Annotated in this window: 29 protein-coding genes and 2 pseudogenes; 26 read left to right on the top strand and 5 right to left on the bottom strand. The window is 39.2% G+C overall.

The genetic code is table 11. From position 1 onward, the window contains the following. Positions 1-41: 41 nt before the first annotated feature. The 4 genes and pseudogenes from rbr to CLOSA_RS13615 all read right to left on the bottom strand — a co-directional run bounded on the left by rbr (position 42) and on the right by CLOSA_RS13615 (position 1,798). A complete protein-coding gene (gene rbr, locus CLOSA_RS23775; protein ID WP_456300573.1) occupies positions 42-599 on the bottom strand; it encodes a rubrerythrin in 558 nt (185 codons plus the stop codon). Between the two features lie 15 nt (positions 600-614). Further along, positions 615-704 (bottom strand): annotated as a pseudogene (locus CLOSA_RS23770) (rubredoxin-like domain-containing protein); the annotation flags it as partial. 528 nt (positions 705-1,232) lie between these two features. Further along, positions 1,233-1,334, bottom strand: a complete 102-nt coding sequence (locus CLOSA_RS23580) for a rubredoxin-like domain-containing protein (RefSeq protein ID WP_334290398.1) — start codon at positions 1,332-1,334, stop codon at positions 1,233-1,235. A 71-nt stretch (positions 1,335-1,405) separates the two neighbouring features. Then, on the bottom strand, positions 1,406-1,798 hold the full coding sequence (locus tag CLOSA_RS13615; RefSeq protein WP_013273349.1) for a nuclear transport factor 2 family protein: 393 nt from the start codon (positions 1,796-1,798) through the stop codon (positions 1,406-1,408). Positions 1,799-1,943: 145 nt separating this feature from the next. Between CLOSA_RS13615 and CLOSA_RS13610 the strand changes: the two genes are divergently transcribed. The 7 genes and pseudogenes from CLOSA_RS13610 to CLOSA_RS22175 form a co-directional block, all read left to right on the top strand. Further along, entirely contained in the window at positions 1,944-2,273 is a 330-nt protein-coding gene (locus CLOSA_RS13610; protein WP_013273348.1) for a winged helix-turn-helix transcriptional regulator, read from the top strand. A gap of 994 nt (positions 2,274-3,267) precedes the next feature. Beyond that, the gene (locus CLOSA_RS13605; protein WP_013273346.1) at positions 3,268-4,008 is read left to right on the top strand and encodes a LytR/AlgR family response regulator transcription factor; all 741 of its coding nucleotides are present in this window, start codon (positions 3,268-3,270) and stop codon (positions 4,006-4,008) included. Beyond that, positions 4,001-5,287 (top strand): ATP-binding protein, encoded by a 1,287-nt coding sequence (locus CLOSA_RS13600; RefSeq protein ID WP_013273345.1) that lies wholly within the window; start codon positions 4,001-4,003, stop codon positions 5,285-5,287. The genes CLOSA_RS13605 and CLOSA_RS13600 overlap by 8 nt, the downstream gene beginning before the upstream one ends. A 537-nt stretch (positions 5,288-5,824) precedes the next feature. Continuing rightward, positions 5,825-7,123, top strand: coding sequence for a metallophosphoesterase (locus CLOSA_RS13595; protein WP_013273344.1), 1,299 nt, complete (start codon positions 5,825-5,827; stop codon positions 7,121-7,123). Between the two features lie 687 nt (positions 7,124-7,810). After that, entirely contained in the window at positions 7,811-9,397 is a 1,587-nt protein-coding gene (abc-f, locus tag CLOSA_RS13585; RefSeq protein ID WP_049791668.1) for a ribosomal protection-like ABC-F family protein, read from the top strand. 48 nt (positions 9,398-9,445) lie between these two features. Continuing rightward, a complete protein-coding gene (locus CLOSA_RS21800) occupies positions 9,446-9,883 on the top strand; it encodes an ABC transporter C-terminal domain-containing protein (RefSeq protein WP_049791667.1) in 438 nt (145 codons plus the stop codon). A 73-nt stretch (positions 9,884-9,956) separates the two neighbouring features. After that, positions 9,957-10,076, top strand: a pseudogene (locus CLOSA_RS22175) (DUF3852 family protein); the annotation flags it as partial. A gap of 49 nt (positions 10,077-10,125) precedes the next feature. On the opposite strand, the gene catA reads toward CLOSA_RS22175, so the two are convergent. Next, positions 10,126-10,758, bottom strand: coding sequence for a type A chloramphenicol O-acetyltransferase (gene catA, locus CLOSA_RS13580; RefSeq protein WP_013273343.1), 633 nt, complete (start codon positions 10,756-10,758; stop codon positions 10,126-10,128). A 198-nt stretch (positions 10,759-10,956) separates the two neighbouring features. On the opposite strand from catA, the gene CLOSA_RS13575 reads away from it, so the two are divergent. From CLOSA_RS13575 to CLOSA_RS13485, 19 genes are all read left to right on the top strand, one after another. Continuing rightward, positions 10,957-11,964, top strand: a complete 1,008-nt coding sequence (locus tag CLOSA_RS13575; RefSeq protein ID WP_013273342.1) for a C45 family autoproteolytic acyltransferase/hydolase — start codon at positions 10,957-10,959, stop codon at positions 11,962-11,964. Positions 11,965-12,424: 460 nt separating this feature from the next. Next, complete coding sequence (locus CLOSA_RS13570; RefSeq protein WP_013273341.1) at positions 12,425-13,000, top strand: uracil-DNA glycosylase family protein; 576 nt, start codon at positions 12,425-12,427, stop codon at positions 12,998-13,000. Positions 13,001-13,206: 206 nt separating this feature from the next. Beyond that, entirely contained in the window at positions 13,207-13,623 is a 417-nt protein-coding gene (gene arr, locus CLOSA_RS13565) for an NAD(+)--rifampin ADP-ribosyltransferase (protein WP_013273340.1), read from the top strand. Between the two features lie 214 nt (positions 13,624-13,837). Further along, complete coding sequence (locus tag CLOSA_RS13560; protein ID WP_330362146.1) at positions 13,838-14,083, top strand: YwbE family protein; 246 nt, start codon at positions 13,838-13,840, stop codon at positions 14,081-14,083. Between the two features lie 161 nt (positions 14,084-14,244). Continuing rightward, a complete protein-coding gene (locus CLOSA_RS13555) occupies positions 14,245-15,579 on the top strand; it encodes an alkaline phosphatase family protein (RefSeq protein ID WP_013273338.1) in 1,335 nt (444 codons plus the stop codon). Positions 15,580-15,687: 108 nt separating this feature from the next. Then, the gene (locus tag CLOSA_RS13550; protein WP_013273337.1) at positions 15,688-16,338 is read left to right on the top strand and encodes a GNAT family N-acetyltransferase; all 651 of its coding nucleotides are present in this window, start codon (positions 15,688-15,690) and stop codon (positions 16,336-16,338) included. A 217-nt stretch (positions 16,339-16,555) separates the two neighbouring features. Further along, positions 16,556-16,903, top strand: a complete 348-nt coding sequence (locus CLOSA_RS13545; protein WP_013273335.1) for a cupin domain-containing protein — start codon at positions 16,556-16,558, stop codon at positions 16,901-16,903. Positions 16,904-17,029: 126 nt separating this feature from the next. Further along, positions 17,030-17,950, top strand: a complete 921-nt coding sequence (locus CLOSA_RS13540) for an alpha/beta fold hydrolase (protein WP_013273334.1) — start codon at positions 17,030-17,032, stop codon at positions 17,948-17,950. 46 nt (positions 17,951-17,996) lie between these two features. Continuing rightward, positions 17,997-18,746 carry an N-acetyltransferase gene (locus CLOSA_RS13535; RefSeq protein ID WP_013273333.1) on the top strand — a complete coding sequence of 250 codons (750 nt, stop codon included), beginning with the start codon at positions 17,997-17,999 and terminating at the stop codon, positions 18,744-18,746. 43 nt (positions 18,747-18,789) lie between these two features. Then, positions 18,790-19,140 (top strand): DUF2200 domain-containing protein, encoded by a 351-nt coding sequence (locus CLOSA_RS13530; RefSeq protein ID WP_013273332.1) that lies wholly within the window; start codon positions 18,790-18,792, stop codon positions 19,138-19,140. Positions 19,141-19,291: 151 nt separating this feature from the next. After that, a complete protein-coding gene (locus tag CLOSA_RS13525) occupies positions 19,292-19,591 on the top strand; it encodes an MGMT family protein (protein ID WP_013273331.1) in 300 nt (99 codons plus the stop codon). A gap of 139 nt (positions 19,592-19,730) precedes the next feature. Then, the gene (locus CLOSA_RS13520; protein ID WP_013273330.1) at positions 19,731-20,552 is read left to right on the top strand and encodes an amidohydrolase family protein; all 822 of its coding nucleotides are present in this window, start codon (positions 19,731-19,733) and stop codon (positions 20,550-20,552) included. A 294-nt stretch (positions 20,553-20,846) separates the two neighbouring features. Next, a complete protein-coding gene (locus CLOSA_RS13515; protein WP_013273329.1) occupies positions 20,847-21,227 on the top strand; it encodes a hypothetical protein in 381 nt (126 codons plus the stop codon). Positions 21,228-21,485: 258 nt separating this feature from the next. Beyond that, positions 21,486-21,809: an ArsR/SmtB family transcription factor gene (locus CLOSA_RS13510; RefSeq protein WP_013273328.1), complete on the top strand. Its 324-nt coding sequence runs from the start codon at positions 21,486-21,488 to the stop codon at positions 21,807-21,809. After that, positions 21,796-22,842, top strand: a complete 1,047-nt coding sequence (arsB, locus tag CLOSA_RS13505) for an ACR3 family arsenite efflux transporter (protein WP_013273327.1) — start codon at positions 21,796-21,798, stop codon at positions 22,840-22,842. The genes CLOSA_RS13510 and arsB overlap by 14 nt, the downstream gene beginning before the upstream one ends. A gap of 117 nt (positions 22,843-22,959) precedes the next feature. Further along, on the top strand, positions 22,960-23,328 hold the full coding sequence (arsD, locus tag CLOSA_RS13500; protein WP_013273326.1) for an arsenite efflux transporter metallochaperone ArsD: 369 nt from the start codon (positions 22,960-22,962) through the stop codon (positions 23,326-23,328). Then, on the top strand, positions 23,328-25,064 hold the full coding sequence (arsA, locus tag CLOSA_RS13495; protein WP_013273325.1) for an arsenical pump-driving ATPase: 1,737 nt from the start codon (positions 23,328-23,330) through the stop codon (positions 25,062-25,064). The genes arsD and arsA overlap by 1 nt, the downstream gene beginning before the upstream one ends. A gap of 17 nt (positions 25,065-25,081) precedes the next feature. Next, complete coding sequence (locus tag CLOSA_RS13490) at positions 25,082-25,486, top strand: arsenate reductase ArsC (RefSeq protein WP_013273324.1); 405 nt, start codon at positions 25,082-25,084, stop codon at positions 25,484-25,486. A gap of 244 nt (positions 25,487-25,730) precedes the next feature. Next, on the top strand, positions 25,731-26,585 hold the full coding sequence (locus tag CLOSA_RS13485) for a DUF6544 family protein (RefSeq protein ID WP_013273323.1): 855 nt from the start codon (positions 25,731-25,733) through the stop codon (positions 26,583-26,585). The last annotated feature ends 18 nt before the right edge of the window (positions 26,586-26,603 follow it).

The raw sequence follows: 26,603 nt of genomic DNA, 5'->3' as shown, positions 1-26,603 counted from the left end.
TTTGAAGAGTGAAAATGATTTATCATTTCACTATATAAGGTCTAATAGTTTTCTTTTCTAACTTCGAAGTAACTCTGGGAGTATTTACATACCGGACATACTTCGGGAGCTTTTTTACCCATTACCAGATGTCCGCAGACGCGACATTCCCACATGGTATCTTCCCCTTTTTCGAAGACCTGCTGCATTTCTACATTTTTAAGAAGGGCGCGGTATCTTTCTTCATGAGCCTTCTCAATAGCGGCAACTCTGCGGAAGCGCTCTGCAAGTTCAGGGAAACCTTCTGCCTCAGCATCTTTTGCAAAACGGTCGTACATATCGGTCCACTCATAGTTTTCACCTTCAGCCGCATGTAAAAGATTATCAGAAGTAGAACCTAGATTTCCAAGTTCTTCATACCATAGTTTTGCGTGTTCCTGTTCGTTACGGGCCGTTTTTAGGAAGAGTTCAGAAATCTGGTCATACCCTTCTCTGGAGGCAATGTTTGCAAAATAGGTGTATTTATTTCTGGCCTGACTTTCGCCTGCGAAAGCATCCATCAAATTCTTTTCTGTCTGTGTACCAGAATATTTGTTTTTAGATGTTTTTGTTTCTTCAATTTTTTCAAATGCAGTAGCTGGTTGTTTACACAAAGGACATTTGAAATCCGCCGGTAACGGTCCTTCATGAATATAACCACATACACTACAACGATATCGTTCCATTTTTTCTTCCTCCTTTTTACGTGCGAAAGCAGATACTGAATTTTGATCTAAAAGATGTATTAATGTTTTTACTGTTTCAAACGGGAAATCATCCTGTTGCTCTTTTTCAAGGAATGAAGATAGAAGCTCCTTAACATTATTGCTTTGTGGAAGCATATATCCGGATTCACGCAATAGATCTTCAGCCATGAGCCTGTTGGATTTAGAAATTGCGGTAGCAAACTGCTGCATAATTGGATTATCAGTTGTATCTGCTATTGCTTCAGCAATCCGTTCCTGTTTGATTTTACTATCAGACAGAGAACGTAGCGCGTTTATTACCGCATTTGATTTGCCCTGCTGCGGTGGGAATTCATCAGGAATAAGAGAAATAGCATGGGAAGGGCAGGCATCTACACAAGCCCGGCATCCACTGATACATTTGATTGCATCTATCTGACCGGTTTCTGTATCAGTTGCGCCAGATGGACATACATAGAGACAAAGACAATCTTTTGTACATAATCTGATATTTCGAACTGCATGCATTTATGCCACCCCCTTTGGTATTTGTGTAATCTTTAGACTTGGTACTTTGCATACAGGGCAGATAGCTGGTACATCATCGCCTATGTAGACAAAACCACAGATTTCACATACATAAATATTATTATCTCAAATTAAGAAAGCAATGTTTTTACTTGTAACAATAAAGACAGTTTTTATCTCCAAAAATTGTCCTCAATATCCTGTTTAGAAGAAAATAACCATACTTCTTGAATTAGACCGTTTTCTATTCTAAATAAGTCAATGCCGTTCATATCTAACCTATCCCCATTGCTATGTTCAGCAACAAAATTAACATTTGCAGCAACAAAGCAACCATTGCTTGAAACCCAGTTAGTTAAAACCTTGAATGTTCCGTTGCTTTTTTCAGCAAATTTTCCGAGATGTTCTCCTAAGGCTTTTTTTCCTAAGGCTACGCCAGAAAGAGGATTACTACCTGGCTGATGCCATTTTATATCATCAGTCATTGTTTCAAACACCCCTGCAAAATCTCCTTTGATTAGTGCGTCATTGTAAGCGTTAAATACACTCATTGCGTCTTTGTTCATAACGAAACTCCTTTAAATTTATTTGGACGTATATTTTATTGCCCTATACACATTTTATGATTTAGGGATTGATTTTACAAGTACGAACATTTATGATACGTAGTATCTAAAGTTATACGATTAAGGATTTTATAGGAGAAATTATATGGAAAGTATTTATGGTAAGTGTCCATTTGCAACAACACAAAAAGTTCTACAGGGAAAATGGGCGATTGTTGTTTTGTATCAACTCAGCACTGGAACGAAAAGGTTTAATGAATTAGAAAAACTTATTCCAGAAGTTACCCGCGCGGTTTTAACAAGACAACTGCGTCAATTAGAAGAAGATAAACTTATTGAGAGAAAAGTTTATGCCGAAGTCCCCCCTCGCGTCGAATATCGTTTAAGCCCATTAGGTAATAAATTTAAACGGGTTTTGGATGAAATAGAAGTATTTGGTTTAGATTATATTAACGAGTTAAAGATAGGAAAATAGGAACGAGCGCCCTATTTTGTTTCTTAAATATGCTTTATTACAGAATTTGGAGGGCTATAAAGTTGAATAAAATAACAAAAAAGAATGTCATTCGTAAATGGTAAATAATTCGTCTGCTTTCGGGTTCCTCGCAAAATTATTGTGTAAAGTTGAAAAAGTTTCTAACAAACTTTTCACACAGAACTCAAGGAGAAACTCCACATGGACACAAGACTTGCAACCAACCAGATCCGACTCTGTGAGTGGAGCAGGATCATTAAAGACCGTTGTCAAAGCGGTCTAAAAGTCGAGGCTGACCATCGGTTATCTTCAATGGCCACGCAGTAGGCAGGAAGCACAATCAATTACCGAGCAGCAATTCCGATGGCTGATGGAGGGGCTTTCCAGGTAAAACCGGAACTCTATTAACTCCGAATTACATAAGTATCCTGACAGTTTAAACCTTTATCCTAAAGCTTAAAAACACCAGAAATACGATGAATTTCATAGCTTTTCATGGTATAATCATCCTATGGAAAAGACTACTATTACTAAGGTTGAACTGAATAATCCCGGCTGGATAATCCGTAATTACCAATACTATCTTGGTCCGGTACGGAACATGATGAAGGCAGAGATTATGAAAAGCCATCATATACACTGTGACGAGACCCATTTGTAATGCCGGAAAAAAGCAAGCAGTTCACGTGGGTCTACCATTCACCAGGCAGTTCGGAAAAAACACCGGTCTTCCTTTACGTGTATCCAGGAATTTGTGTAGAATGTTTCGGAAATAGGAGAATGGTTAGATATTTATATAAAGAATAAGCAGAACGAAAACCTACATCAATCTTAAATTATGGGAGTAAGAGTATGGAAGAGCATCTGGATATCAGAATCCAACTGGCATTGCAGAATGGAAAAATCAAATGGAGAAATCCTTACCAGGAGAATTACGGAGCAGTCTCCCTTCCATTGAGGAGATTGAGAGAGAGTTGGAAAGGAAGTGATTGCGATGCTTCGTATTGCTATTTGTGATGACCAGCCAAATGAGCTTGCCATCTTAAACGACTATATAGCAGAATACCTTGATAACCATACTTTGGAGGCGGAGGTCAAAAAATTTTCCCATCCTGATACCTTTTTAACCACCATTGAGTCCCAGAGCTTTCATCTTTACATACTGGATATTGTTATGCCTATGGTCAGCGGTATCGAGCTCGGCAAAGAAATTCGCCGTCTCGACCGTGAAGCGCAAATTATTTATGCCACGACCGAACCGCAGTTTGCTTTGCAGGCATACGCTGCAAGCCCCATAAATTATCTTGTGAAGCCAATTAACAAGGCACAGCTATTTGATACCTTGACGCTTGCCATCTCCAAGGCAGACCTTGCTGAGGAACAGACCTTTGCGGTTAAAACTGCGGATAGCCTGCGGGTAATAAAACTGTCAGAAATCGTCTGCTGTGAGTATAGTAATCACTCTGTCCTATTTTGTCTGTCAAAAGGAGAGGAGGTGCAAAGCCGAACGATTCGAGAGAATTTTACGGTATACACCTCACTTATTTTGAGGGACAGGCATTTTTTGCAATGTCATACTTCCTTTGTGGTCAACCTGCGGCGGGTGGAGCGCTTTGCCAAGGATAGTTTTACATTATGCGGCGGCAAGATGATTCCCATTGCCATTAAGCAATATGCGACTGTACGGGATACTTATATGGACTACCTAATGGCAAGGGGGCGCAGCAATGACTGAAATTTTTCCAGACCTGTTACGAGCAATCATTTCTACTACCGCCAATGTTTTGCTGATGACATCCCTTTTGCAGCCGAAGTATTCTAAAAAAGCCACGCTGCTGACCATGCTCGGTGTTCTTGCGGCTGATTTAGGTACCGCTATTTACTGTTATGTCAGCGGAAACCTGACTCTGCTTTCAAAACTTGATATTATCCTGTTTGCGGTGCTTTGCTTTGCCGTGCGTCCAATGTTCAAGGACAACTTTATGCAGTGGCTGTTTTCGTATATTACCGTTCAAAATATAAGCGATACCGTAATTATTTTAAGCTTCCTTGGTTCAAGGCATTTACCTTATCCTCCCTATGCAAATTCATTGCTGCGCATACTTCTGTTTGGTGCTTTTCTGCTGGTTTTATGGCGTTATGTACGTCCGCTGTATCGGCAGGCGGTAGAGCATTGGACGGCGTATTTCGCTGTGGCATTGGGACTTTACATTACCTTCAACTACTATGTGCTAACTGCGGATGATGTTGTTGTGATGCTGACCGAACAGGCGGTGCCGCTAATTCTGGTGATTTTTATTGGACTCGCCTCCTACGGTTCCATTTTGCTTTCTCTGAAAAACCTTCAGAGGGAGTTTCGGGTGAAGGAAGAAAACCAGAAAATGCAGGCGGAGCAGGAATATCTGAAATTAGCCGCAGGAAACATGTCTCAGCGCCTTGCACTGATGGAGGAGGCATCAGCTCAGAACAACAGGGCGTCTCATGATCGCCGCCATTTCAACAATGTGCTTATAGAGCTTTTGGAGCAGAGAAAAACGGATGAAGCTGTTGCCTTGCTTCAAAATCAAAATCAAGTATCACACCAAATCGGCGAGGTCTACTGTGAAAATCCCGCAGTCAATGCCGCAGTCTGCCATTATGCCGCTTTTGCAAAGCAATTGGGTATTCTTACAGAAATTGAACTGGACATTCCAAGGGATCTAATCGTGGATTCCTTAGAGATTACGATGGTGGTTTCAAACTTAATGGAAAACGCAATTCAAGCCTGTGGTGCGTTGCCGAAAAGTTCCCCTCCCTATCTGCGATTCACATGCCGAAATGTGGGACGGTTGTTGCTGGAAATGGAGAATCCTTGCACTGAGGGAGCCCTTCTTGACCATAACGGCTACCCTGTTGCTTGTGAGGATGGTCACGGCATCGGCAGCAAGAGCGTTCTTGCCTTTGCCAAGAAATATGATGGCGAGTTGATGTATCGAATCGAAAACGGTGTTTTCCGAGTACGGCTTCTGGTATAAAGATAGATAGAATTCGGTTTGTCAAGAGAAACTTGTAGCAAACTTTCTTTTTTAAGTGTAAAAATGAGCCTTTTAAGTGTAAAGGCTCATTTTTTTGTTTTTTGCGTTATTCTTTTGTCGTAACATTCCAATCCGTCAAAAAACAATCACTTCTATCGCAGATTGAGCATAAGCGGACCTGCGGCGGTGGCTGCCGGGCAGATGCGATTGCATCCAATCCCGGCAATGACGCCATATACAAGCGTGGACTGATGATGTGCAGCATTTATAAGAGGGGATTTATGGAACATGTCAAAGAAATATGTGGAAACAAACGTTCCGTTCTATGAGGCTGGAATAGAAAAAACGCACATACAAAACATTCTATTAGGTGGTAAAACCATAGATATCCATTTGTCAAGAAAATAATTTCTTAGAGAAGTTTTTTCTGAGTGTAAAAATGGGTCTTTTAAGTGTAAAGGCTCATTTTTTCTGCTTTTCGGAGTATTCTCACAATGGAAATTTGAAAAAAGCATCAAATTATAGGAGGAAACGAATATGAAAGCAAAAATTCTCACGTTGCTGCTTGCGTCCAGCATGATCATTTCTTTGGCTCTGCTCACAAGCGGCTGCGCGCAAAAAAGCAGTGGGTCTGCCTTGTGGGAGGCTGGGGGCACCAGAAACAAGATTGTCGTCATAAGCGATATTCACATCGGAGTAGACGACAAATATGCTGAAAATGTTGCGAACCGACCCATATTGATTGATTTCTTAAAGCGGCTGCAAGAAACAAAAGATGTGAGGGAACTGGTAATTGACGGCGATTTTCTGGACGAATGGTTTCTGCCGGTGGATTACCCCAGTTACACCGATGTACAAAAGTTTTATAGGGATGTTATCGCCAACAATCAGAGTGTCTTTGATGAACTGAACAAGGTGGCTGAGAGCGGAATCAGGCTGGTCTACATACCCGGCAACCACGACATGACACAGGAGAACGAGGTGCTGCAAAAGGCCGTACCCCAAATTGTACAGATTCGGGATGCCAAAGGGTTGGGAACCTATTACACAGGTGACCGCAACGAAATTGCAATTGAGCATGGCCACCGTTACGATGTATTCTCTGCACCGGATACCGTAACCAATGCAGAACTGGTGGGCAATCAAGATACCATGCTGCCGGCCGGTTATTTTTACGCACGGTATGCTGCTACATGGGTATTGGAGGGACGTCCCAAGGTAGAAAAGAATTTGCCTGTGGTAACAACGGTTCCCGACAAATCCGATGCTGACCAGTACGGTGCTTATCTTTATTATTCACTCCTTAAGAGTATTTCTACAAGAATGACCCCCAACGAAGGTCTTGAGGAAAAAATATTTGATATGCACATGGATGGCTTTGATGATTCCTATACCTATCTCGACTTTTATCCTGCACAGCAGGCGGACGGAACCATTTCCGCACCGGTGCTGTTTCAGAATATTCAGCGTACATGGGCGGAGCGCCAGAAAATCAATCAGGTCAAGAATCCCAACAGCTTTGTTGAGGCGGTTGCCGGAACTGTGGACTGGGAGTACTATTTCAGACAGGCAAAGGCGCAGTATCTGGAAAATCCGGACGAAAATGTGGACGTGGTTGTGTTCGGTCATACACATGTACCTTCATATCTTGCCATGGATAACGGAAAATACTACATCAATGACGGAACCTGGATTGACCATAACACTGACTATCCGGAGGCTACTCGTACCTTTGCCGTTATTACAACCGGAGAGAAAACCACCCCTGCACTGTATATGTACCATGAGGACGGCTCTGCAACCGATATTTCAGCGAATGTCAGCAAAGCAAAATAGGAACCGTCTGCTGCGGAAAGCTCTTCTGCCAATGCGTCCTTTGATGTCAAAGCGCTTGATAATTATGGCGATGACAACACACAGACACGCTATGTGGAGGTAAGCGGTTTAACCGATACTGCTGTGCAGAAAAAAATAAATCAGACATTAAAAGAGTTTTGCCTTGCACCAACCGCTTCTGTCGAAAAAGATACTACTTACGATATTATGCCTGTCATTGAAGTGGTGGACGGCGATTTACTGAGTCTTCGAACCTGCGACACGGCGTATACGGCGGCGAAATGCGCAAATTATGTCGTTGCTTTTGGGAGAACCAGGTTTTAAGTGTAGAACAGAAAAAATCAGAAAAACACCTTGACGGGAAATGTGTTTTCGCTTATTATAAAGGAAATATAGTATTTTTAAACTAGGAAAGGTAATAACAAATATGAACTCGATACTTAAATGGGTAAAATTGGAATCTATTATGATCGCAATATTTCAAGTTAAGGCTAGAAGTGCGTCCAAATTTAATAGATTCAAAGTTAACCATATAAGGTTTTTGGAGTATTCAGATTAATATCATTTGTTATTACAGTGATAGTTATAATTTGCAGCCCAAAGCTTATTGGCTTTGGGCTTATTTGCGTTCATTTTAAAGTAAAGGGTAAAGTCAGAGTTTAATTATAAGAAAGGTCAGGTAGAGTCATGATAGATTTAAGCATTAATAATTTAACGAAATTTTATGGAGCGAACAAGATATTTGAAAAGATATGCTTTGAGGTGAAAACTGGGGAGAGGATTGGGTTAATTGGTAAAAATGGGTGTGGGAAGACTACAATTATGAAGATTATTATGGGCAGGTTTAAGGAAAGTAACTTAAACTTACAAGGGAGGCTTGAGGATACCGGGCAAGTGCAGGTTGGAGAAGCTTTGTATGGGGAGGAGGTTTTAGAAGTTTATCAGGCAGGAGATGTTAATCTTCGTAAAGGGATTAAGATCGGGTATTTAAATCAGATACCTGTTTATAGTGAGGATACCAAAGCGATTGATGTAATCCGCATGGCTTTTCAAAAAGTCTTTGATTTGAAGAGATGGTTATCAGAGCTTGAAGGGGTGCTTCAGACTTCTTCGGGTGAGGAGCTTGAAAAAGCACTGTTAAGTTACGGACGGCTCACGGAGGAGTATGAGATAGCCGGAGGTTATGAGCTGGAAACGAAGATTAACAAGATTACAGAGGGACTTAAAATTAATGATATTTTAAAGCAACTGCCCTTTCATAGTTTAAGCGGCGGAGAAAAAACCAGAGTGATTTTGGCGAAGATACTTCTTGAAGAACCAGATATTCTGCTACTTGACGAACCTACCAACCATCTGGACTTAGAAACCACAGAATGGCTGGAGGGCTTTTTAAAGGTTTATAAAGGTTCTGTTCTGATTATATCCCATGACAGATATTTTCTGGATCATGTTGCTACGAAAATCGTGGAGTTAGAGTTTAGCCACGCTAATATTTATCTGGGGAATTATAGTTATTATGTACTGGAAAAAGAGAGACGGTTCTTAATTGACTACAGGAATTATATCAACCAGCAGAAAAAGATCGAACAGATGGAAAAACAGATTGAGCGCTACCGTATCTGGGGAAATATGAGAGATAGTGAAACAATGTTTAAACGGGCAAAGGAATTGGAAAAACGTCTGGAAAAGATTGAAGTATTGGATAAACCGGTCCTTGAAGGCAGAAAGGTGCGCCTTAATCAGGATAGCGCAAACCGTTCCGGAAAAATGGTATTAGAAACCGAACACTTGAGTAAAAGTTTTGGTGATACGGTATTACTAAAAGATATTGATATGAAAGTTTATTATCAGGATAGTGCCTGCATAATCGGGAAAAACGGCTGCGGCAAATCTACCCTGCTTAAGCTGATATTAGGAGAATTAAAACCAGATTACGGTACGGTAAAAATTGGTGCTCAGGTTAAAATCGGTTATCTGCCCCAACAGGTTGTTTTTGAAGATGAAGACCAGACCATACTTGAGTACTTTTCAGGTATTCACAATATTACTTATGAAGCTGCCAGAAACCAGTTAGCCAGAGTATTATTCTTTAAAGACGATGTCCATAAGAAATTAAGATTCTTATCCGGTGGGGAGAAGAGCCGGTTAAGGTTATGTTCTTTAACCTTTGAAAAAGTGAATTTTATGATTCTGGATGAGCCTACCAATCACTTGGATATTGATTCCAGGGAAGTGCTGGAGGAAACTTTAACCGCATTTGAAGGAACCCTGTAATTTGTATCCCATGACCGGTATTTTATAAATAAAGTTGCAGGCAAAATCATGTCATTTGAAAATAACCGTCTTATTACTTATCCGGGAGATTATACGTATTATCAGGAAGAATTGCAAAAGGCGGGAAAATTAGATGACAAGTCAAACGAAAAGGCTAGGGGTCTAAGTAACCTGTTAAAGGTTTATGAAGATGATAAGCGTTATAAGAAGGAACAGCCCCAAAAGCCATATGAAAAGAAGCCTTCCATTGGGGGAGAAGTAAATCAATACAGCAGAACAGATAACAAATCCAGGAAGTTGAATACGCAAAAGTCAGATATTCTTGAGAATGAGATTGAAGCCATAGAAGCTGCATTAAAAGCTCTGGAACAAGAGATAAATAATAATAATTTCAATTTCGCATATTTACAGGAACTATTCTTAAAAAAAGAAACTATGGAAAAAGAACTGGATTTCGCTTATGATAAATGGGAGAACTGTCAATAATACAAAAAAAATATCACCTAATTCTCGGTGAAGGAAATATTAATTTACTTGAAAAGCCTAATATTGCCATGTTGCTTATTTAGATTATCGGAAACATGGTCAATTTGAGTGGGCAGCACCGGCAATCCTTTTTGCATGTTTGGTGTTCACCTTAACTGCACCGTTTTATCTTTGGACTATACTCGGTTTATAACGAACAAAAGGCCGATACACAAATCGAAGTGTAGCGGCTCCTTTACAGGTTAATTTTTGAGGAATTGTTCAATCAGTTCTTGTAGTTCATTGAAAAACCGTGACAGATGAAACCCATCGCAAACAGCATGATGCACTTGCACAGCAAGTGGTAAAAAGTATCGCCCATTTACAACCTTAAACTTACCCATTGTGATAATTGGTAATAAATAGTCATACCCTTTTTGTAGATTGAGGTTAAAACCATCGAAGCTCGACCATGGAATCATAGATACTGGAAAGGTGTTTTCCGGGGCATGAGGCTTGGCTATCATACGATCAATAGAGCCATATTCCTGAATATCCTTTTTGTAATCTGCACAAAACTTTTCATAGTCAGGACTATATGTTGTCCATAGGTTAGAGAAGGTTTCGCTTTCTTTGTGAAAGACCGTATAACAAGGAGAAAGATAATCGTATACGCCTACATCTCCGCTATTGTCCAATGCTGTACGAAATTCCTCATGACGATTGACGACACTTGTAATAAGATAAAGCATGGTTGGATATAGACTCAAATTTTTCTTCCGTAAAATAGTTATATCAAGCTGCAACGTCATGCTGTAGGTACAAGGTAGATTGGAAAAGTAATGGTTAAAATATTCCTCACGCTTCCATGTGGAGCGGTCAATTTTTTGAAACATTGTAGATTTCCTTTCAAGTTATTTTCGTTATTTTATTATACCATACAAAAGTACACAGATCTACGTTGCAAAAGCAAACGAGTCATTACCATTAAATTTAAAATTCATGAATTATTCATTGACATAAAATTTTTATTCAGTTACGCTTATTACAAGAGATGACGTCAACTCTCAATATTATGAATGGAGAGTATAAAAATGTATCATGGAAGATTTACCGGAACACACTACGAAGTTGGTTATAAATGGGGTGGATTAATCCTTAAAAATGGCAATAAACTTGATTGTTGCCCTACCTTTAAGCTAACAGAGGATAAATATGAGTTTGCAAAAGAATGCCTTACAGAATATCAAAAATATTTTCCTGAGATATTAGAAGAGATACATGGCATTGCTGATGGAAACAACGTGTCAGTCGAAACTCTACACGCACTGCTTTTTTCAATGTACTGCTTTGAATTTGATAACAAATGTACTTGCTTTGCTTTCAGCACAAATAATGAAATTGTATTTGCAAGAAATAGCGACTTTTTGGTGAGTCTTGAAAAGCTCTATATGAATTGCCTTTATAATCTCAAAGGAAGCTATTCATTCAATGGAAATACAACTGCTTTTGTACAGATGGAAGATGGTGTTAATCATCATGGCTTAGCAGTTGGGCTTACGTTTGTTTATCCTAAACTGCGGAAGCCGGGATTTAACGCCGGTATGCTGACACGATATCTTTTGGAAAAATGTAAAACTACTGCTGAAGCAATTGAAGAACTTCATAAGCTTCCTATTGCATCAGCACAGACACTAACTATCGCAGATAAACGTGGAGAGATTGTTGTTGTGGAATGTAATCCAAAAAATATTGATGTCATTCGTCCCCATAATGGAGAACAATTTGTTGCAACAGCCAATAATTTTAATTCTGAAAAAATGCAACTTTACAAAAATCCAGACATTGATGACTGGCGTTCAAACCAACGTTATCTAACAGCCCGCACCGCACTTCAACAGCATAAAGATTGTTATAATGTATCTTTTGCTAAAGATATTTTGGCTGGGAAACACGGATTTATGTGTCAGTATAATCGTAAACAAGGTGCAGATACCGTTTGGTCTGTTGTCTATGATCTAAAACGAAATCAAATATGGCGTGTCGAAGGAAATCCTTCAAGAAAAAAATTCAAAGTAGATTCTCGTTTAAAACTTGATTAAATATCAGTTAAAAATATAGCACTGAGTAGTTATTGAAATCGGTTCAGTGCTATATCACTATAAAACCAATATAATCCAGTGTATTCTTGCATAAGAAATGTAAAATGCTTCCTTGTAATTAAGTAAATGGTAAAGAACCAGTCCAGGTCAATAAGTTCGCCGCCCGATTAGGGCGGCGGTATATCTACTGTGTTTTTAGTTTTCTACAACGATTTGGCAAGTCTTCTGACCATGGCATTCGTAATCTTCCGGAACAGTATTTCTTGGACAATGCATTAACTGCTCAATCAGATGTAGTCTAATGGAGCAAATAGTAAGTAAAGACAATCTTCATACCGCATATTTGCAAGTCGTAAGAAACAAAGGAGCAGAGGGAGTGGATGGAATGGAATACACAGAACTAGTAACTAATAATATGGTAACGATAAATGTTATAAAATTACAATGGAAGTGACATGTGATGATATTCGAAAAAATCAAACAAGAAATTATGGATGACCCAATGAACGAATCCTATACCAAAATGGGTATTCCACCATTATTTAAAGTTTCTGTAGATGCTCGCATTGCCATAGTTGGGCAAGCACCGGGACGTAAAGCAGAAGCAACACAATTGTTTTGGAATGATTTAAGTGGTGACCGATTAAGAGAGTGGCTGGGAGTATCTCGTGAGATATTTTATCAAACGAATCGAATCGCCCATTTGCCTATGGATTTCTATTATCCAGGAAAAGCGAAAAGCGGTGATGCCCCACCTAGAAAAGGCTTTGCTGAAAAATGGCATCCACGTTTACTGGATGAGATGCCAAATATTGAAATCATAATTCTAATCGGCAGCTATGCACAGAAATACTATTTAAATAAAAAACGTCAGAAAAGTTTAACTGAAACAGTGAGAAATTTCCAAAAATACTTACCGGAATATTTTCCGTTGGTTCATCCTTCTCCTTTAAATCTTGGATGGTTGAGTCGAAATCCATGGTTTGAAAATGATGTTTTACCTGTTCTAAAAGAAATTGTCCATAAGAACTTATGAAGATCGTTACTTGATTGGCAGGATCATATGCTTCTGCATTTAAGATCCAAGAAATTCCCATGATGCTAATAAAAGATAGCTGGTAGGAATATACCCTCTCTGCTTATATTATATCATTATTTGTAGATCATTTATAGTCTATTTTTTTAATAATTTCTATATTACAATCTTAAATGGAAATCTAAAAATAGAAGAGGTGGATAAGTATGGATAACAAAGTTGATGTTTTGGATAAAGGACCTTTCTTTCATGGTACGAAAGCGGAATTAAAAATTGGAGATTTATTAAAACCACAGCACTTATCAAATTACCAAAATAAAAAGTCTAATTATATATATTTTACTGCAACATTAGATGCTGCTAAATGGGGTGCAGAATTGGCAAAATCTAAATTAAAAGAAAGAATTTATTTGGTAGAGCCATTAGGTGATTTTGAAAATGATCCAAACTTAACTGACAAAAGATTTCCAGGGAATCCTACACGTTCTTATAGGTCTAAGTTTCCTTTGAAAATAATAGCTGAATTAGGTTCATGGGAAAGACATTCAGATGAAGAAATATATCATATGCTTGCATCCTTAAGAACGTTACAGGAACAAGGGAAAGCTGTAATATATGATTGATCCTAAACAAGGCAATGTGAATCATGATATTACCCCATAACTATTTCTTTGACTTGTTCTTTCGGCATTATTCCAAGCCTGATTGTATATGCCCCAAAGCTAAGCTTTACGAACACTTTTTTGAAACAATAGTGGTCTTTAGAGAAAAACAATTCCAATTGGATCAATCAAAATAGAGATATTATCACATAGTATTTTAAAGAAAATTTGGCAAATGGGAAAAATATTACCTGTAAAAGCCAGAATGAAAGGGATAAAAATGGACGGAACCGTTAGGAAAGATATTAAGATTGGTGACCGGGTTATGGTGATACAAAAACAGGATCAAAGAACAGGGAAATTAACGGAAGGTGTCGTGCAAAGAATATTAACCAATGCTCCCAATCATCCAAGAGGTATTAAAGTGATGTTAGAAGGGGGAACCGTAGGGAGAGTACAGAGAGGAATGGATCATAAATAAATTAGAAAGCCATGCTCTTTTACCATGTTTTTACATGTTGATGCTTAACATTATGATATAGTTGGATTATAAAAGCTGGAAGGAGGATTCAATAATAAAGTTAAACAAAAAGAGAAGAACTGCGGAATAAAATTAAGATGAAAGATAATGGAGCTGGAAAAATGAGCAAAGGAAAAGCAAAGCATTTGGTAGTGATCTCCTATGATGCATTTTCTGAAGATAACTGGGAAAAGGCAAGTCGGCTTCCCAACCTTTCCCGATTAATAAAAAGCGGAGCGTTCAGCACAAAATTAAAAAGCGTCTATCCGACTCTTACCTATGTAGTGCATACCACTATGGTGACCGGCGTTTATCCGGATAAGCATGGAATCTATCATAATACCCCTCTCCAGCCTTTCATTGATGAAGAAGAGCAGGCGTGGTTCTGGTTTAAAAAGGATATCAAGGTACCTGCTGTGTACGATGCTTTGAGAAAACATAAAATGAAATCAGCCGGAATCCTATGGCCTGTTACCGGATATGCCTCCATTCGCTATAATCTGCCTGAGATAAAGACAATCGGACGTGAAAATCAATCTCTTAAGATCTTAAAAAATGGGAGTCCATTTTTTTGCATAGCGCTTGAGAAAAAATATGGAAAATTAAGAAAAGGGATAGAGCAGCCTTATCTGGATGATTTTACAGCCATGTGCGGAAAAGACACCATACGAAGCAAAAAACCGGAATTTCTCATGATGCATTTCATTGAACTGGACGATGCGAAGCATCATTATGGGACAGACAGTCCGGAGATTGATAAGGTTCTGAACCGCGTGGATGAAAGAATCGGTAAGGTGATAGAGGCAGTTCGGGAGGCAGGCATTTTTGAGGAAACGGTTTTTCTGGTGTTGGGTGACCATGGGCAGAAAAATGTAAGATACAAGGTAAAGCTGAATCAATTATTAAAAAAAGAAGGCCTTATTTATGAAGAAAAGGGAAAAATGCTTTGGAGAGCCTATATACAGTCCACAGGAGGGTCTGCCTATTTGCACTTAAAGGAAAATGACGAGGAAGCAAAGCAGCGTGTACTTCAGATTCTTTTAAAAGCGGCGGAAGAGAAAAGCTTAGGCATTGAGAGGATCTATACCGGAGAAGAACTGGAACATTTTCATGCGTTCCCGGTATCTGGATATATGCTGGAAGCAAAAACTGGTTATTGTTTTGATGACAGCCTTACCGGGCCCCTTGTAACTGACTTGGAGAAAGAGAATAGAAAGTATGCAACGCATGGGTATTCACCGGAGAAACCTGAGTATCAATGCTGCTTTGTAGTATCAGGAAATTGTATTAAGAAAGAATACCAGTTGGGAGAAATCCAGATGGTAGATATAGCCCCTACGATTGCAGAGATCCTCGGCGTTGAGTTCGGTCCTTGTGACGGCAGAGTATTGGATGAGATATTTAGAATGAATACCAAAGTTTCAATACAAAAAAAGGCAGAAACTGATATGAGATAAATACTCCTTGCAATTTGTAGGATTGTATCGAAATAATGCACATTAAATATAATCCGCCTCCGGGGGTGGGGAATCCAGAGGTTATGGTAACATTCAGAGGAAGGTAAAATGAATAATAAAGAGAGCTATATAATTAGAAATGAACAGACAAAGGATCTGTGGAAAGTGGAGGATTTAACTAGAAAGGCCTTTTGGAATTTGAATGTTCCGGGCTGTAGTGAACATTATATGGTGCACGTTATGAGAAATCATCCGGATTTCATACCTGAACTGGACTTTGTTCTTGAAAAAGACAATCGCATTATCGGAAATATCATGTATACCAAGGCAAAACTCGTAGATGAGGAAAAACGTGAAAAGCAGATATTGACCTTCGGCCCCCTGAGTGTTCATCCAGATTTTCAAAGAAAAGGATATGGAAAAGCCCTGCTTGAATATTCATTTGATAAGGCAAAAGAGATGTCGTATGACGTCATTGTAATTTTTGGTAATCCTGAAAATTATGTTTCCCGTGGGTTTAAAAGCTGTAAAAAATTTAATATTTGCACCGATCAGGACTTCTACCCAGCAGCCATGCTGGTAAAAGAGTTAACAGAGGGGTGCCTGGATCAAAGAAAATGGCGCTATATCGAAAGCGAAGCCTATCAGATCGATGAAACGGCATTAGAGCAGTTTGATTTGAATTTTGAAAAGAAGGAAAAGAAATGCCAACCAAGCCAGGAGGAGTTTTATATTCTCAGCCATTCAAAGATTATTTAAGCCATTTTAGTGTGAGTGAAACAAAAACCGTTGCATCATTGCAGAAGTCATTAAATAGGATGATAACCCATTGGAGCAATAAGGGAATAAAAGCAGAAGCCTTTTCCGTGCATTTTTGGTATTAAGATGTTTGAAATATTGTAGAAAAGAAATTAGTTATTTTATGGGTAATTAGGGTATATTAAATTTTAAATTTAATATAAAGGAGGATTTATCTATGAACAAGTTTATTTTCAATGATTATTTTCATGTGCCTCAGGGTAAAATTGCCAAGCGGATGATTTTCAAAAGCGATAATGTAATCGCCTTTGTTCTAAACATTGCAAAAGGGGAAATACTTCCGGGACACACACATCTAGAATCAACCCTTTTGCTGCAGGTCATGGAAGGGAAAGCCAAGGTTGTCACCGATGGCAATGAAACTCCATTGCAGGTGGGCGAGTTAATGCAGGTTGATGGACAGGAAAGCTTACAGGTTGTAAACACCGGTGAAGATATCCTGCGCCTTTATGTCACAATTTCACCAATGGGTACAGAGGCCTTTGCAACGGATGCAAATGTTTAATGACTGATCTTTCTCTCTGCCATGTGAAAAACATGCCATTACAGCGAGGGATAGGCTTAAGTGATACAACATGATTAAGGGGTATCAATAGAAAAATACTAAAGTAAAATAACGGGGGTTTATGATATGGCAAACGTAAAGGCAAATGGCATACAAATTGAATATGAAATTTTTGGAAAGAAGACAAATCCTGCAATAGTGCTTATAGCAGGAAATGGTGCGCAGCTTAATTTTTGGGAACCGGAATTTTGTGAAATGCTTGCAAAAAATAATTTACAAGTGATACGTTTTGATAACCGCGATGCCGGATTATCTACAAAATTCGATGGGGCGGGTATTCCTGATATGAAAAGAATATACCAGGCAGCACAAGAGGGAAAACCAATTAAGACAGCATATACATTGGAGGATATGGCTGATGATGTGGCTGGTTTGCTGGATGCGTTGGAAATAAAGAAGGCTCACATCTGCGGTGCTTCTATGGGAGGCACGATTGCTCAGGTTTTTGCCTATAGGCATCCTTTCCGTATATGTAGTTTGATTTCTATTATGTCATCTACAGGTAATCCGAATAATCCGCAAATTTCACCGGAAACATTGGCCATTGTTACAGCAACACCTCCATCTGGAAGGGAGGCGTATATTGATTATACTTTACGTATGTGGAAAAATATTTGGAGTAAGGGATTTCCTTTTGAAGAAGAACGTGCAAGACGGTATTGTGAAGAAAGCTATGACCGTTCTTATGATCCGCAAGGAGCTGTACGCCAAAATGCAGCTTTGGTTGCTAATGGGGATAGGAGACAACAACTTTCGTTATTAACAATTCCAACACTGGTGATTCATGGTACCGCAGATACCTTGTTTCCAGTTGAAGCAGGAAAAGATACAGCACGCACAATCCCTAATGCTAAATTACTTTTGATCGAAGGAATGGGACATGATATGCCTAAGGGAACATGGGAATCCATAGTCGAAGCCATTGTTAGCCAGGTGAACGACACGTCACACTACATGGGGAATGATGCAGCCCAATATAGCCAATAAGGCGGAAAAACAAGATCACATGTCTAGATTTGAAGGGAGGGTATCCATGAATACTGATTTTGTGAACTTAACAGCAGATAACCTTGCCAATGAGCATTTATGCTGCATTATCCGCAGTAAAAAACCCCATCAAGGTATTGATGCAAAGCGAAAATGGCTTTCAGACCGGCTCAATGAAGGCCATGTCTTTAGAAAGTTAAACGAAAGAGCTACGGTTTTTATTGAATATGCTCCTCTTGAAACAGCCTGGGTTCCCATAACAGGTGACAACTATTATTATCTGTATTGCTTGTGGGTCTCTGGCAGTCATAAAGGAAAAGGGTATGGGAAATCTCTGATGGAGTACTGTTTGGCTGATGCCAAAGAAAAGGGGAAATCCGGCATTTGTATGCTCGGAGCAAAAAAACAAAAATCTTGGCTTTCTGATCAATCATTTGCGAAAAAGTTCGGATTTAAAGTTGTTGATACTACCCATAATGGATATGAATTACTTGCACTTTCATTTGACGGAACAAAGCCAAAGTTCGCACAAACTGTTAAAAAACAAGAAATTGAAAGCAAAGAACTAACAATTTATTATGATATGCAATGCCCCTATATTTTTCAAAACATTGAGATGATAAAACAGTATTGTGAAACAAATGACGTTCCGGTCTCTTTCATTCAGGTGGATACGCTGCAAAAAGCAAAGGAATTGCCTTGCGTTTTCAACAACTGGGGTGTGTTTTATAACGGAAATTTTGAGACGGTGAATTTGATAGATGCTGCCTGCTTAAAGAGAATACTCAAAAAATGAAAATATAAGAGGATCAAGCAGAAAGAAAGCGGAGAAAAATTTTATGACAAATGAACGCATTTACAAGATGGCGTTTTCCAGCGTGTATCAGCTTCTTGTTCTAAAGGCAGAGCGCAAAGGACGCTCAAAATCAGAAGTTGATGCTGTAATTCGTTGGCTGACGGGATATGACGATGACGGCTTGCAAACGCAGATTGTGAAAAATGTCGATTACGAAACCTTCTTTGGTGAAGCTCCTCAGATAAACTCCAACGCCTCCAAAATTTCAGGCGTGATTTGCGGGCACCGTGTCGAGGAAATCAAGGACCCGCTCATGCAGAAAATCAGATGGCTTGACAAACTGGTAGATGAATTGGCAAAAGGTAAATCAATGGAAAAGATTTTAAGAAGCTGAAGGTACTTTGATTCTGCAATAATATATAATATGGCTTAAAATTTCAGATGTATTTTTATAAAAATACTTCCAGAGGATCCGTATTTTGACAGTAACAGTACTCTATGATGAATGATTAAATTTTAAAGGTATGATAAGGAGAGTTGTTGGAATGACACTGTTTACTGAGGAAGTCCTTGTAATAATAAAAGGAATTCCATATGGGCGAGTTATGAGCTATGGACAGGTTGCAAGACTTGCAGGAAATACAAGAGGTGCGAGGCAGGTCGTCAGGATACTTCATTCTATGTCTGAGAAGTACAAGCTCCCATGGCACCGGATCATTAATTCCAAAGGCAAAATATCAATCACGGATAAAAGATATGCAGCGATTCAAAGAGAACTTCTTATATCGGAAGGAGTCGAAGTATTTGAGGACGGATCTGTCAATATTTCAACATATGGAATGTGAGATCAATGCTGCCGTAGCCTTGGCGGCATAATATTAATTGTAACGGGCGCGTTCCTTTGCAGGTTTTAGATTTATTTGCAATAATCATACCAGGCAAACCGATTCACAGACCGGATATCACCGGAGAGCAGGAATAACTATGAAAATTATTGATGGACATGCCCATGCATGCGGTATGTTTTTGCATACAAATGAAGTCCTTAGTTATATGAAAGAAAATCATATTTATAAAATAATACTTACAGCTGGCGAACCTAATAGCAAAAAGATATATAAGCTGCCGTATTTAGCAAAGGTATTTCATGACTCGAAGCTAATTTATATTACTAACATATTGACAGCTATACTTATTAGATTCAGCAAATTGAATAAGCATATTGATCAAGGAAATGAAAAGGTTGCATTGATGGCACAAAATTTTCCGGATTATATTATGAATACGTATTGGATAAATCCACTAGAAGCGGATTGCATACAAAAAATTGAATCCTTTCGAAAAAAGTATTCATTTTGCATGATAAAAATGCATCAATGCTGGACAAAGTTTGACATGAAGGATGAAAGAATTATTAAAGTGATTGAATGGGCAGAACTTCATCGGAAACCAATATTTATTCACTTAAAATCGAAAATCCAAGTAAAGAAGTTTATATCACTCACAAAGAAATATCCGAGCGTCAAATTTATACTTGCTCATTTAATCGGAGTGGAAGAGTTTGACAGAACAGTTGGGGAAAATGTATATTTTGATATTTCATGTCCATCGCTTCATTCGGTGAAGATGTTAAAAAGGGCATGGGATAACTTCGGTGCTGAAAGAATATTACTTGGAAGTGATGCACCTTATGGAACCCATAATATAAACTTAGCAATAAGTCAAATGCGAGAAATCGGAATGAACGATGAAGAAATTGAACTTGTATGCAGTAAGAATATCCAGAAATTGCTGGGTATCAACTAATCGATAAATTCTCAGCAAACCAGCCGCCCATGTCATATGATAGGAATCAGAAAAGAGATAAGGACAAAATAGGTAAGCAAAATGGTGGTTGGTTTATCATAAACCCGTATTTTGACGTGAGAGGCTGACTTTCACGTCTTTTTTATAGAAAAATACGTGAGGTTGCCCACATGAAACAGATTCCGGTGAAAATTTTTATAAAAAAGATGATATTTATACGTGAACTTTTCTTGGTTTCCTCTATATTATATAGTAAAAGCTATATAGCTAAAACGAATAGGGAGTAATTATTATATGGAATTATATGTATTTGCAGCTAATTTCCCGGAATTATATGCAATGTTAAATGAAACTGTGAATTGTACTATTGTGGCGAACCATATGACCGGAGAAGAGTCCCTTAGGGATTGGGACAATATGATTGATCATTTCATTGAAAATTTCGAGAACGGGGATAATTATGAACAGGAAATAAGAGCGATTTCATCTCAGCAGGTGCCTTTTGGTGGTTTCGGGGGTAGGGATGGAAGACGCAGGGACAGAGATCGGGATCGGGGCAGAGATCGCCGCAGAGATTGGGACAGAGATCGCCGCCGCCCCTTTTTTACTTTTAATTTAAGAGATATTATCAGACTTTTGTTTTTAAGACAACTGTTTGACCGGGACCGTTTTTAAAATTTGAAGAGATATCATAAAGATAAAAAGCTTCAGCCGATTCATTAAAATGATTTTTTTGCACATTAATATTTGTATCATGGGGACGAGATAACGTAAATTGGTTAATCAGGGCTTTTGCCAAGTGTATAGCTTTCAAAGGAAAGTATATATGATTAGGCAAAAGTCCTTTTTTAATAATTTTAAAAATATATTGACATTTATCTATGTGTTGGCATATAATAACATATAGATAATTATCTATGTGAGGTGAAAATAATGGATAAATATAATGAGCATGTTGGATTATTCAAGGCTTTATCTGATGTAAACAGAATCATGATCGTAGATATGCTTTCCTGTGGTGAGCTATGTGCCTGTAAGATACTGGAGAAATTTAACATTACGCAGCCGACTCTGTCTCATCATATGAAAATACTTTGTGACTGTGGTTTGACAAATGCACGGAAAGAGGGGAAATGGATGTACTATTCCCTGAATGATCATGTAGTACAGGATTTTAAAAAATTCCTGTGTTCCATAACATCCAGTAAAGAAGATTGTATCTGTAAAGGAGGGAATTGCTGCTGTGGAAAAGAATAAGGAGCAGGGAATTGGTTTTTTTGAAAGATATCTTAGTTTATGGGTAATTCTCTGCATGGTGACGGGAGTTTTAACCGGAAAGTTTCTTCCTGGAATTCCGGCATTTTTGGGTAAATTTGAATATGCGCAGGTATCTGCTCCTATTGCTGTACTCATATGGCTGATGATTTATCCGATGATGATGAAGGTAAATTTTTCCAGTATTAAAAATGTGGGGAAGAACCCCAAAGGATTATTTGTTACATGGGTAACAAACTGGTTGATTAAGCCCTTTACCATGTTTGGAATTGCAGGTTTCTTTTTTTTCGTGGTATTTAGAGGGTTTATTTCTCCAGAACTGGCAAAGGATTATCTGGCAGGGGCAGTTTTGCTTGGAGCAGCACCATGTACGGCAATGGTATTTGTATGGAGTCATTTAACAAAAGGTGATCCAGCATATACAGTCGTTCAGGTGGCAACCAATGACTTGATTATTCTGGTTGCATTTACTCCGATTGTAGCATTTTTGCTGGGGGTTGGAGGTGTTTCCATACCCTGGAATACGTTGCTGCTTTCCGTAGTACTGTTTGTTGTGATACCGCTTATCGGAGGTATCCTGACAAGAACATTTGTGGTGAAGAATAAAGGGGAAAAATATTTCATCTCAAAGTTTATTCCCAAATTCAACAATGTAACGATTATGGGCTTATTACTGACTCTTATTATAATTTTTTCATTTCAGGGAAATGTTATTTTAAAAAATCCATTGCATATTGTTTTGATAGCAGTACCGCTTATTATTCAAACATTTTTCATTTTCTTTATTGCTTATATCACCTGTAAGGCTTTAAAGCTGCCATATCAAATTGCAGCTCCCGCCGGAATGATCGGGGCCTCGAACTTTTTTGAGCTTTCTGTAGCGGTTGCAATTTCACTTTTTGGGGCAACCTCTCCGGTGGCATTGGCTACCATTGTTGGCGTACTGGTGGAGGTTCCGGTTATGCTGATGTTAGTTAAAATAGCAAATGGTACGAAAGGCTGGTTTGAAAAGTGATCCTTGAACTTAAACAATGGAAAAAAATGATTGGAAAGAAGTAAGCAGCGGTTTCCGTATGATGGTTACCGTATAAAATTAAGCATTTAAAAATGATTTAGGAGGAGAGAATCTATTATGAAAACAATGTCTATTTATGAACCAGCTCTTTGCTGCGAAACTGGTGTATGCGGTGTTAGCGTCGATCCGGAGTTACTCAGAATTTCAACAGTTGTTAACAGCTTAAAAAAACAAGATGTAAAAATTCAAAGATATAATCTGAATAGCAATCCCCAGGCATTTATTGATTGTGCAGAGATAAATCAGTTGATTATGAAAGAGGGAGTGGACGCTTTGCCTGCAACGGTGGTGGATGGAAAGATTGTTAAAACCAAGGCGTATCCAACCAATGGGGAAATTATGGAGATGCTGGGAATACCAGAAGGGTATTTAGGGGAAGAACCTCAAAATGAAGGTGGATGCTGTTGCAAGGGAGGTTGCTGTTAGTGCAGTTATTTGATTTAAATAAGGTCCAATTAACAAAATACCTCTTTTTTACAGGCAAAGGCGGTGTTGGGAAAACATCAACAGCCTGTGCGTCTGCAGTAACCCTTGCAGATCTTGGTAAAAAGGTGTTGCTCGTTAGTACAGATCCGGCTTCCAATTTACAGGATGTGTTCCGTATGGAACTGACTGGTAAAGGAACGCCGATTCGGGATGTCCCCGGACTTATGGTAGCGAATCTCGATCCTCTGAAAGCTGCGGCAGATTATCGTGAGAGCGTGATGGCACCATACCGGGGGAAATTGCCGGAATCCGTTTTAAAAAATATGGAAGAGCAGCTTTCCGGCTCCTGTACGGTTGAAATAGCAGCATTTAATGAATTTTCGAATTTTATAACGGATGAAAAGGCTAAGGAAGAGTATGACCATATTATATTTGATACGGCACCCACCGGTCATACTCTCCGCATGCTGCAACTACCTTCTGCATGGAGCAATTTTATCAGTGAAAGTACCCATGGTGCTTCCTGTCTTGGTCAGCTTTCCGGGTTGGAGAGCAGAAAAGAAATATATAAAAAGGCAGTCAGCACCCTGGCAAGCGGTGATATGACAACCTTGCTTCTGGTTTCAAGGCCGGAAACTGCACCGTTAAAAGAAGCTGTGCGTGCTGCGAAAGAACTTTCTGATATTGGTGTCAGTAATCAGATAATGATTGTAAATGGTGTATTAAATTCCTATGATGATCCGATATCTGAGAGCCTGTATCAAAAGCAGCAAAAGGCATTGGTACAAATGCCGGAGGAACTGAAAAGGCTGAAGCAATATTATGTGCCGCTCCGCGCATATAATATTACCGGTTTGGAGAATGTACGGAATTTATTGGTGAAAGATAATTTCAATTTAGTTCATGCGGAATTAAAAGCGCAAGATATACCAACTCTGAATCATGTGGTAGATGATTTATATGAAAGTGGTAAGAAGGTTATTTTTACTATGGGTAAAGGCGGAGTAGGCAAAACTACGATTGCTGCCGCGATTGCAATGGGATTGTCAGCGAAAGGGGTAAACGTACACTTGACAACCACGGATCCGGCAGCTCACCTGAAGTTTGTTATGGAAGATCCTAGCGGAATCACAATGAGCCATATTAATGAGAAGGAAGAACTGCTCCGATATCAGCAGGAGGTCCTTGCAAAGGCAAGAGAAACCTTGTCAGAGGATGATGTTGCTTATGTAGAAGAAGATTTACGATCCCCTTGTACTCAGGAGATTGCAGTTTTCCGTGCCTTTGCCGAGATTGTTGAAAATGCAGAAGATCAGGTTGTGGTAATAGATACGGCACCCACCGGGCATACACTATTACTGTTGGACTCTACCCAAAGCTACCATAAGGAAGTAAAACGTACCCAGGGAGATATCCCGGAATCTGTAAAAAAGCTACTACCAAGACTTCGTAACGCAGAGGAAACAGAAGTAATTATTGTGACACTGGCAGAAACTACTCCTGTGTTTGAGGCAATGAGATTAGAGGAGGACTTGGAACGGGCTGAAATAACTGTTAAATGGTGGGTAATTAATTCTTCCCTTTATGCCACAGAAACCACGAACCGGCTGTTAAAGGCAAAAGCAAGCCATGAAATCCAATGGATCAATAAGGTAGATGATATTTCCAAGGGGAATTTTGCGGTCATTCAGTGGAGTGCGGACGAAATTAAAGGAGAAAAATTACTTAGTATTTAAAGGAAGGACCTGAGAGTATGGTAAAGATTGCATTTATCTGCGTTCATAATTCCTGCCGCAGCCAGATGGCCGAAGCTCTGTGCAGGCACTTAGCAGGAGATGTGTTTGAATGTTATTCTGCCGGAACAGAAACCAGGCCGCAGATGAACCAGGACGCAGTAAGACTGATAAAACAAATTTATAATATTGATATGGAAAAGACACAATATTCAAAGCTGTTGTCGGATCTGCCACCGGTGGACATAGTTGTCACAATGGGGTGTCATGTGGCCTGTCCCCATCTGCCGTGTAAGCATCGGGAGGACTGGGGACTGGAAGATCCAACCGGAAAAGACGATGAGGTTTTTAGAAACACAATCTGTATGATCCAGGAGAAGATTTTTGATTTAAGAAGCAGATTAAGCGATATCAGAACTCTGTAAGAAGTGGCCGCTAACAAAGATAGAAATAGTTAGCGGCCATTGCCCGTTCTTAGATACGTTCCAGTTAAAAAATCTCTATTATTCCTTTTGCTTAAGTACTTGTGTAAACTGGAAAAACAGATTAGAATGAATCTATCTGAACCGTTATTATCTTAACTGCTGGACTATTGATATAAAAATTTGGTCTTAGCCATAGTAATTAGAATTCATGGAACAAATGTAATTGGGATAAGAGGTGGAACAAATGCTTTGGATGACGATCGTTTTGATTGCACTGGCAATCATTGGAATGTATTTGGCATTGCCAGGAGGCAGACTTTGGAAGCAATATCTGACAGACGTGAAAAGATCTTTGGCCGAAACAAATAGACAAGGAAGCACACAGGATATATTTACAGAAGAGCATGTTGCAAAACTGCCTGCACTGCTCCGTCAGCACATCACCAATGGTGGTTATATGGGAAAGCCTTTCATGAATAATATGCTCATATATTTTCACAATACTAAGTTTCGTATGTCAGCAGGAAAACGGCCAATTAAAATTAAATTCATGCAGGTTAACTTTGCAGACAGACCGGACCGGCATGCTTTCCTGACCGGACGAATTGGTGGTATTCCAGTGCAGGCCAAAGACAGTGTGTTGGACGGATTCGGATCTTTGACAGGTATGCTTGCCAAGCAATTCCAGCTTTTCCGGTCTACAGGTGCAGAAATGGACCAGGGCCAGCTGATAACGGCGCTGGCAGACGCAGTGTATATGCCATCTTTGTTTTTACAGGAATATGTGTCATGGACAGCCATAGACAGCTACACCGTTGAAGGGGAGATTTCATGGAAGGGCGTTAATGCGAAAGGAAGATTTACGTTTGACAATAAGGGCAACATCACACGATTTGATACCAATGACCGGTATATGGACGATAACGGGAAAGGCAGCTCTCTGGTACCGTGGTATGTAACTTATTCTGATTACAAAGAACAGAATGGTTTCTTTCAGCCGGGTAGGGTTCGTGTAACCTGGAAGCTTCCGGATGGTGATGACACCTATTTTATGAGTGACCACATTGAGGTACATTACTCAATACAGGAAGTAGAATAATACCTTTTTTGCAGGCAT

The organism is [Clostridium] saccharolyticum WM1 (assembly GCF_000144625.1).
Taxonomy (GTDB): Bacteria; Bacillota; Clostridia; order Lachnospirales; family Lachnospiraceae; genus Lacrimispora; species Lacrimispora saccharolytica.
Note: the sequence above shows the minus strand (reverse complement) of the source record. Positions and strands in the feature narration are given on the sequence as shown.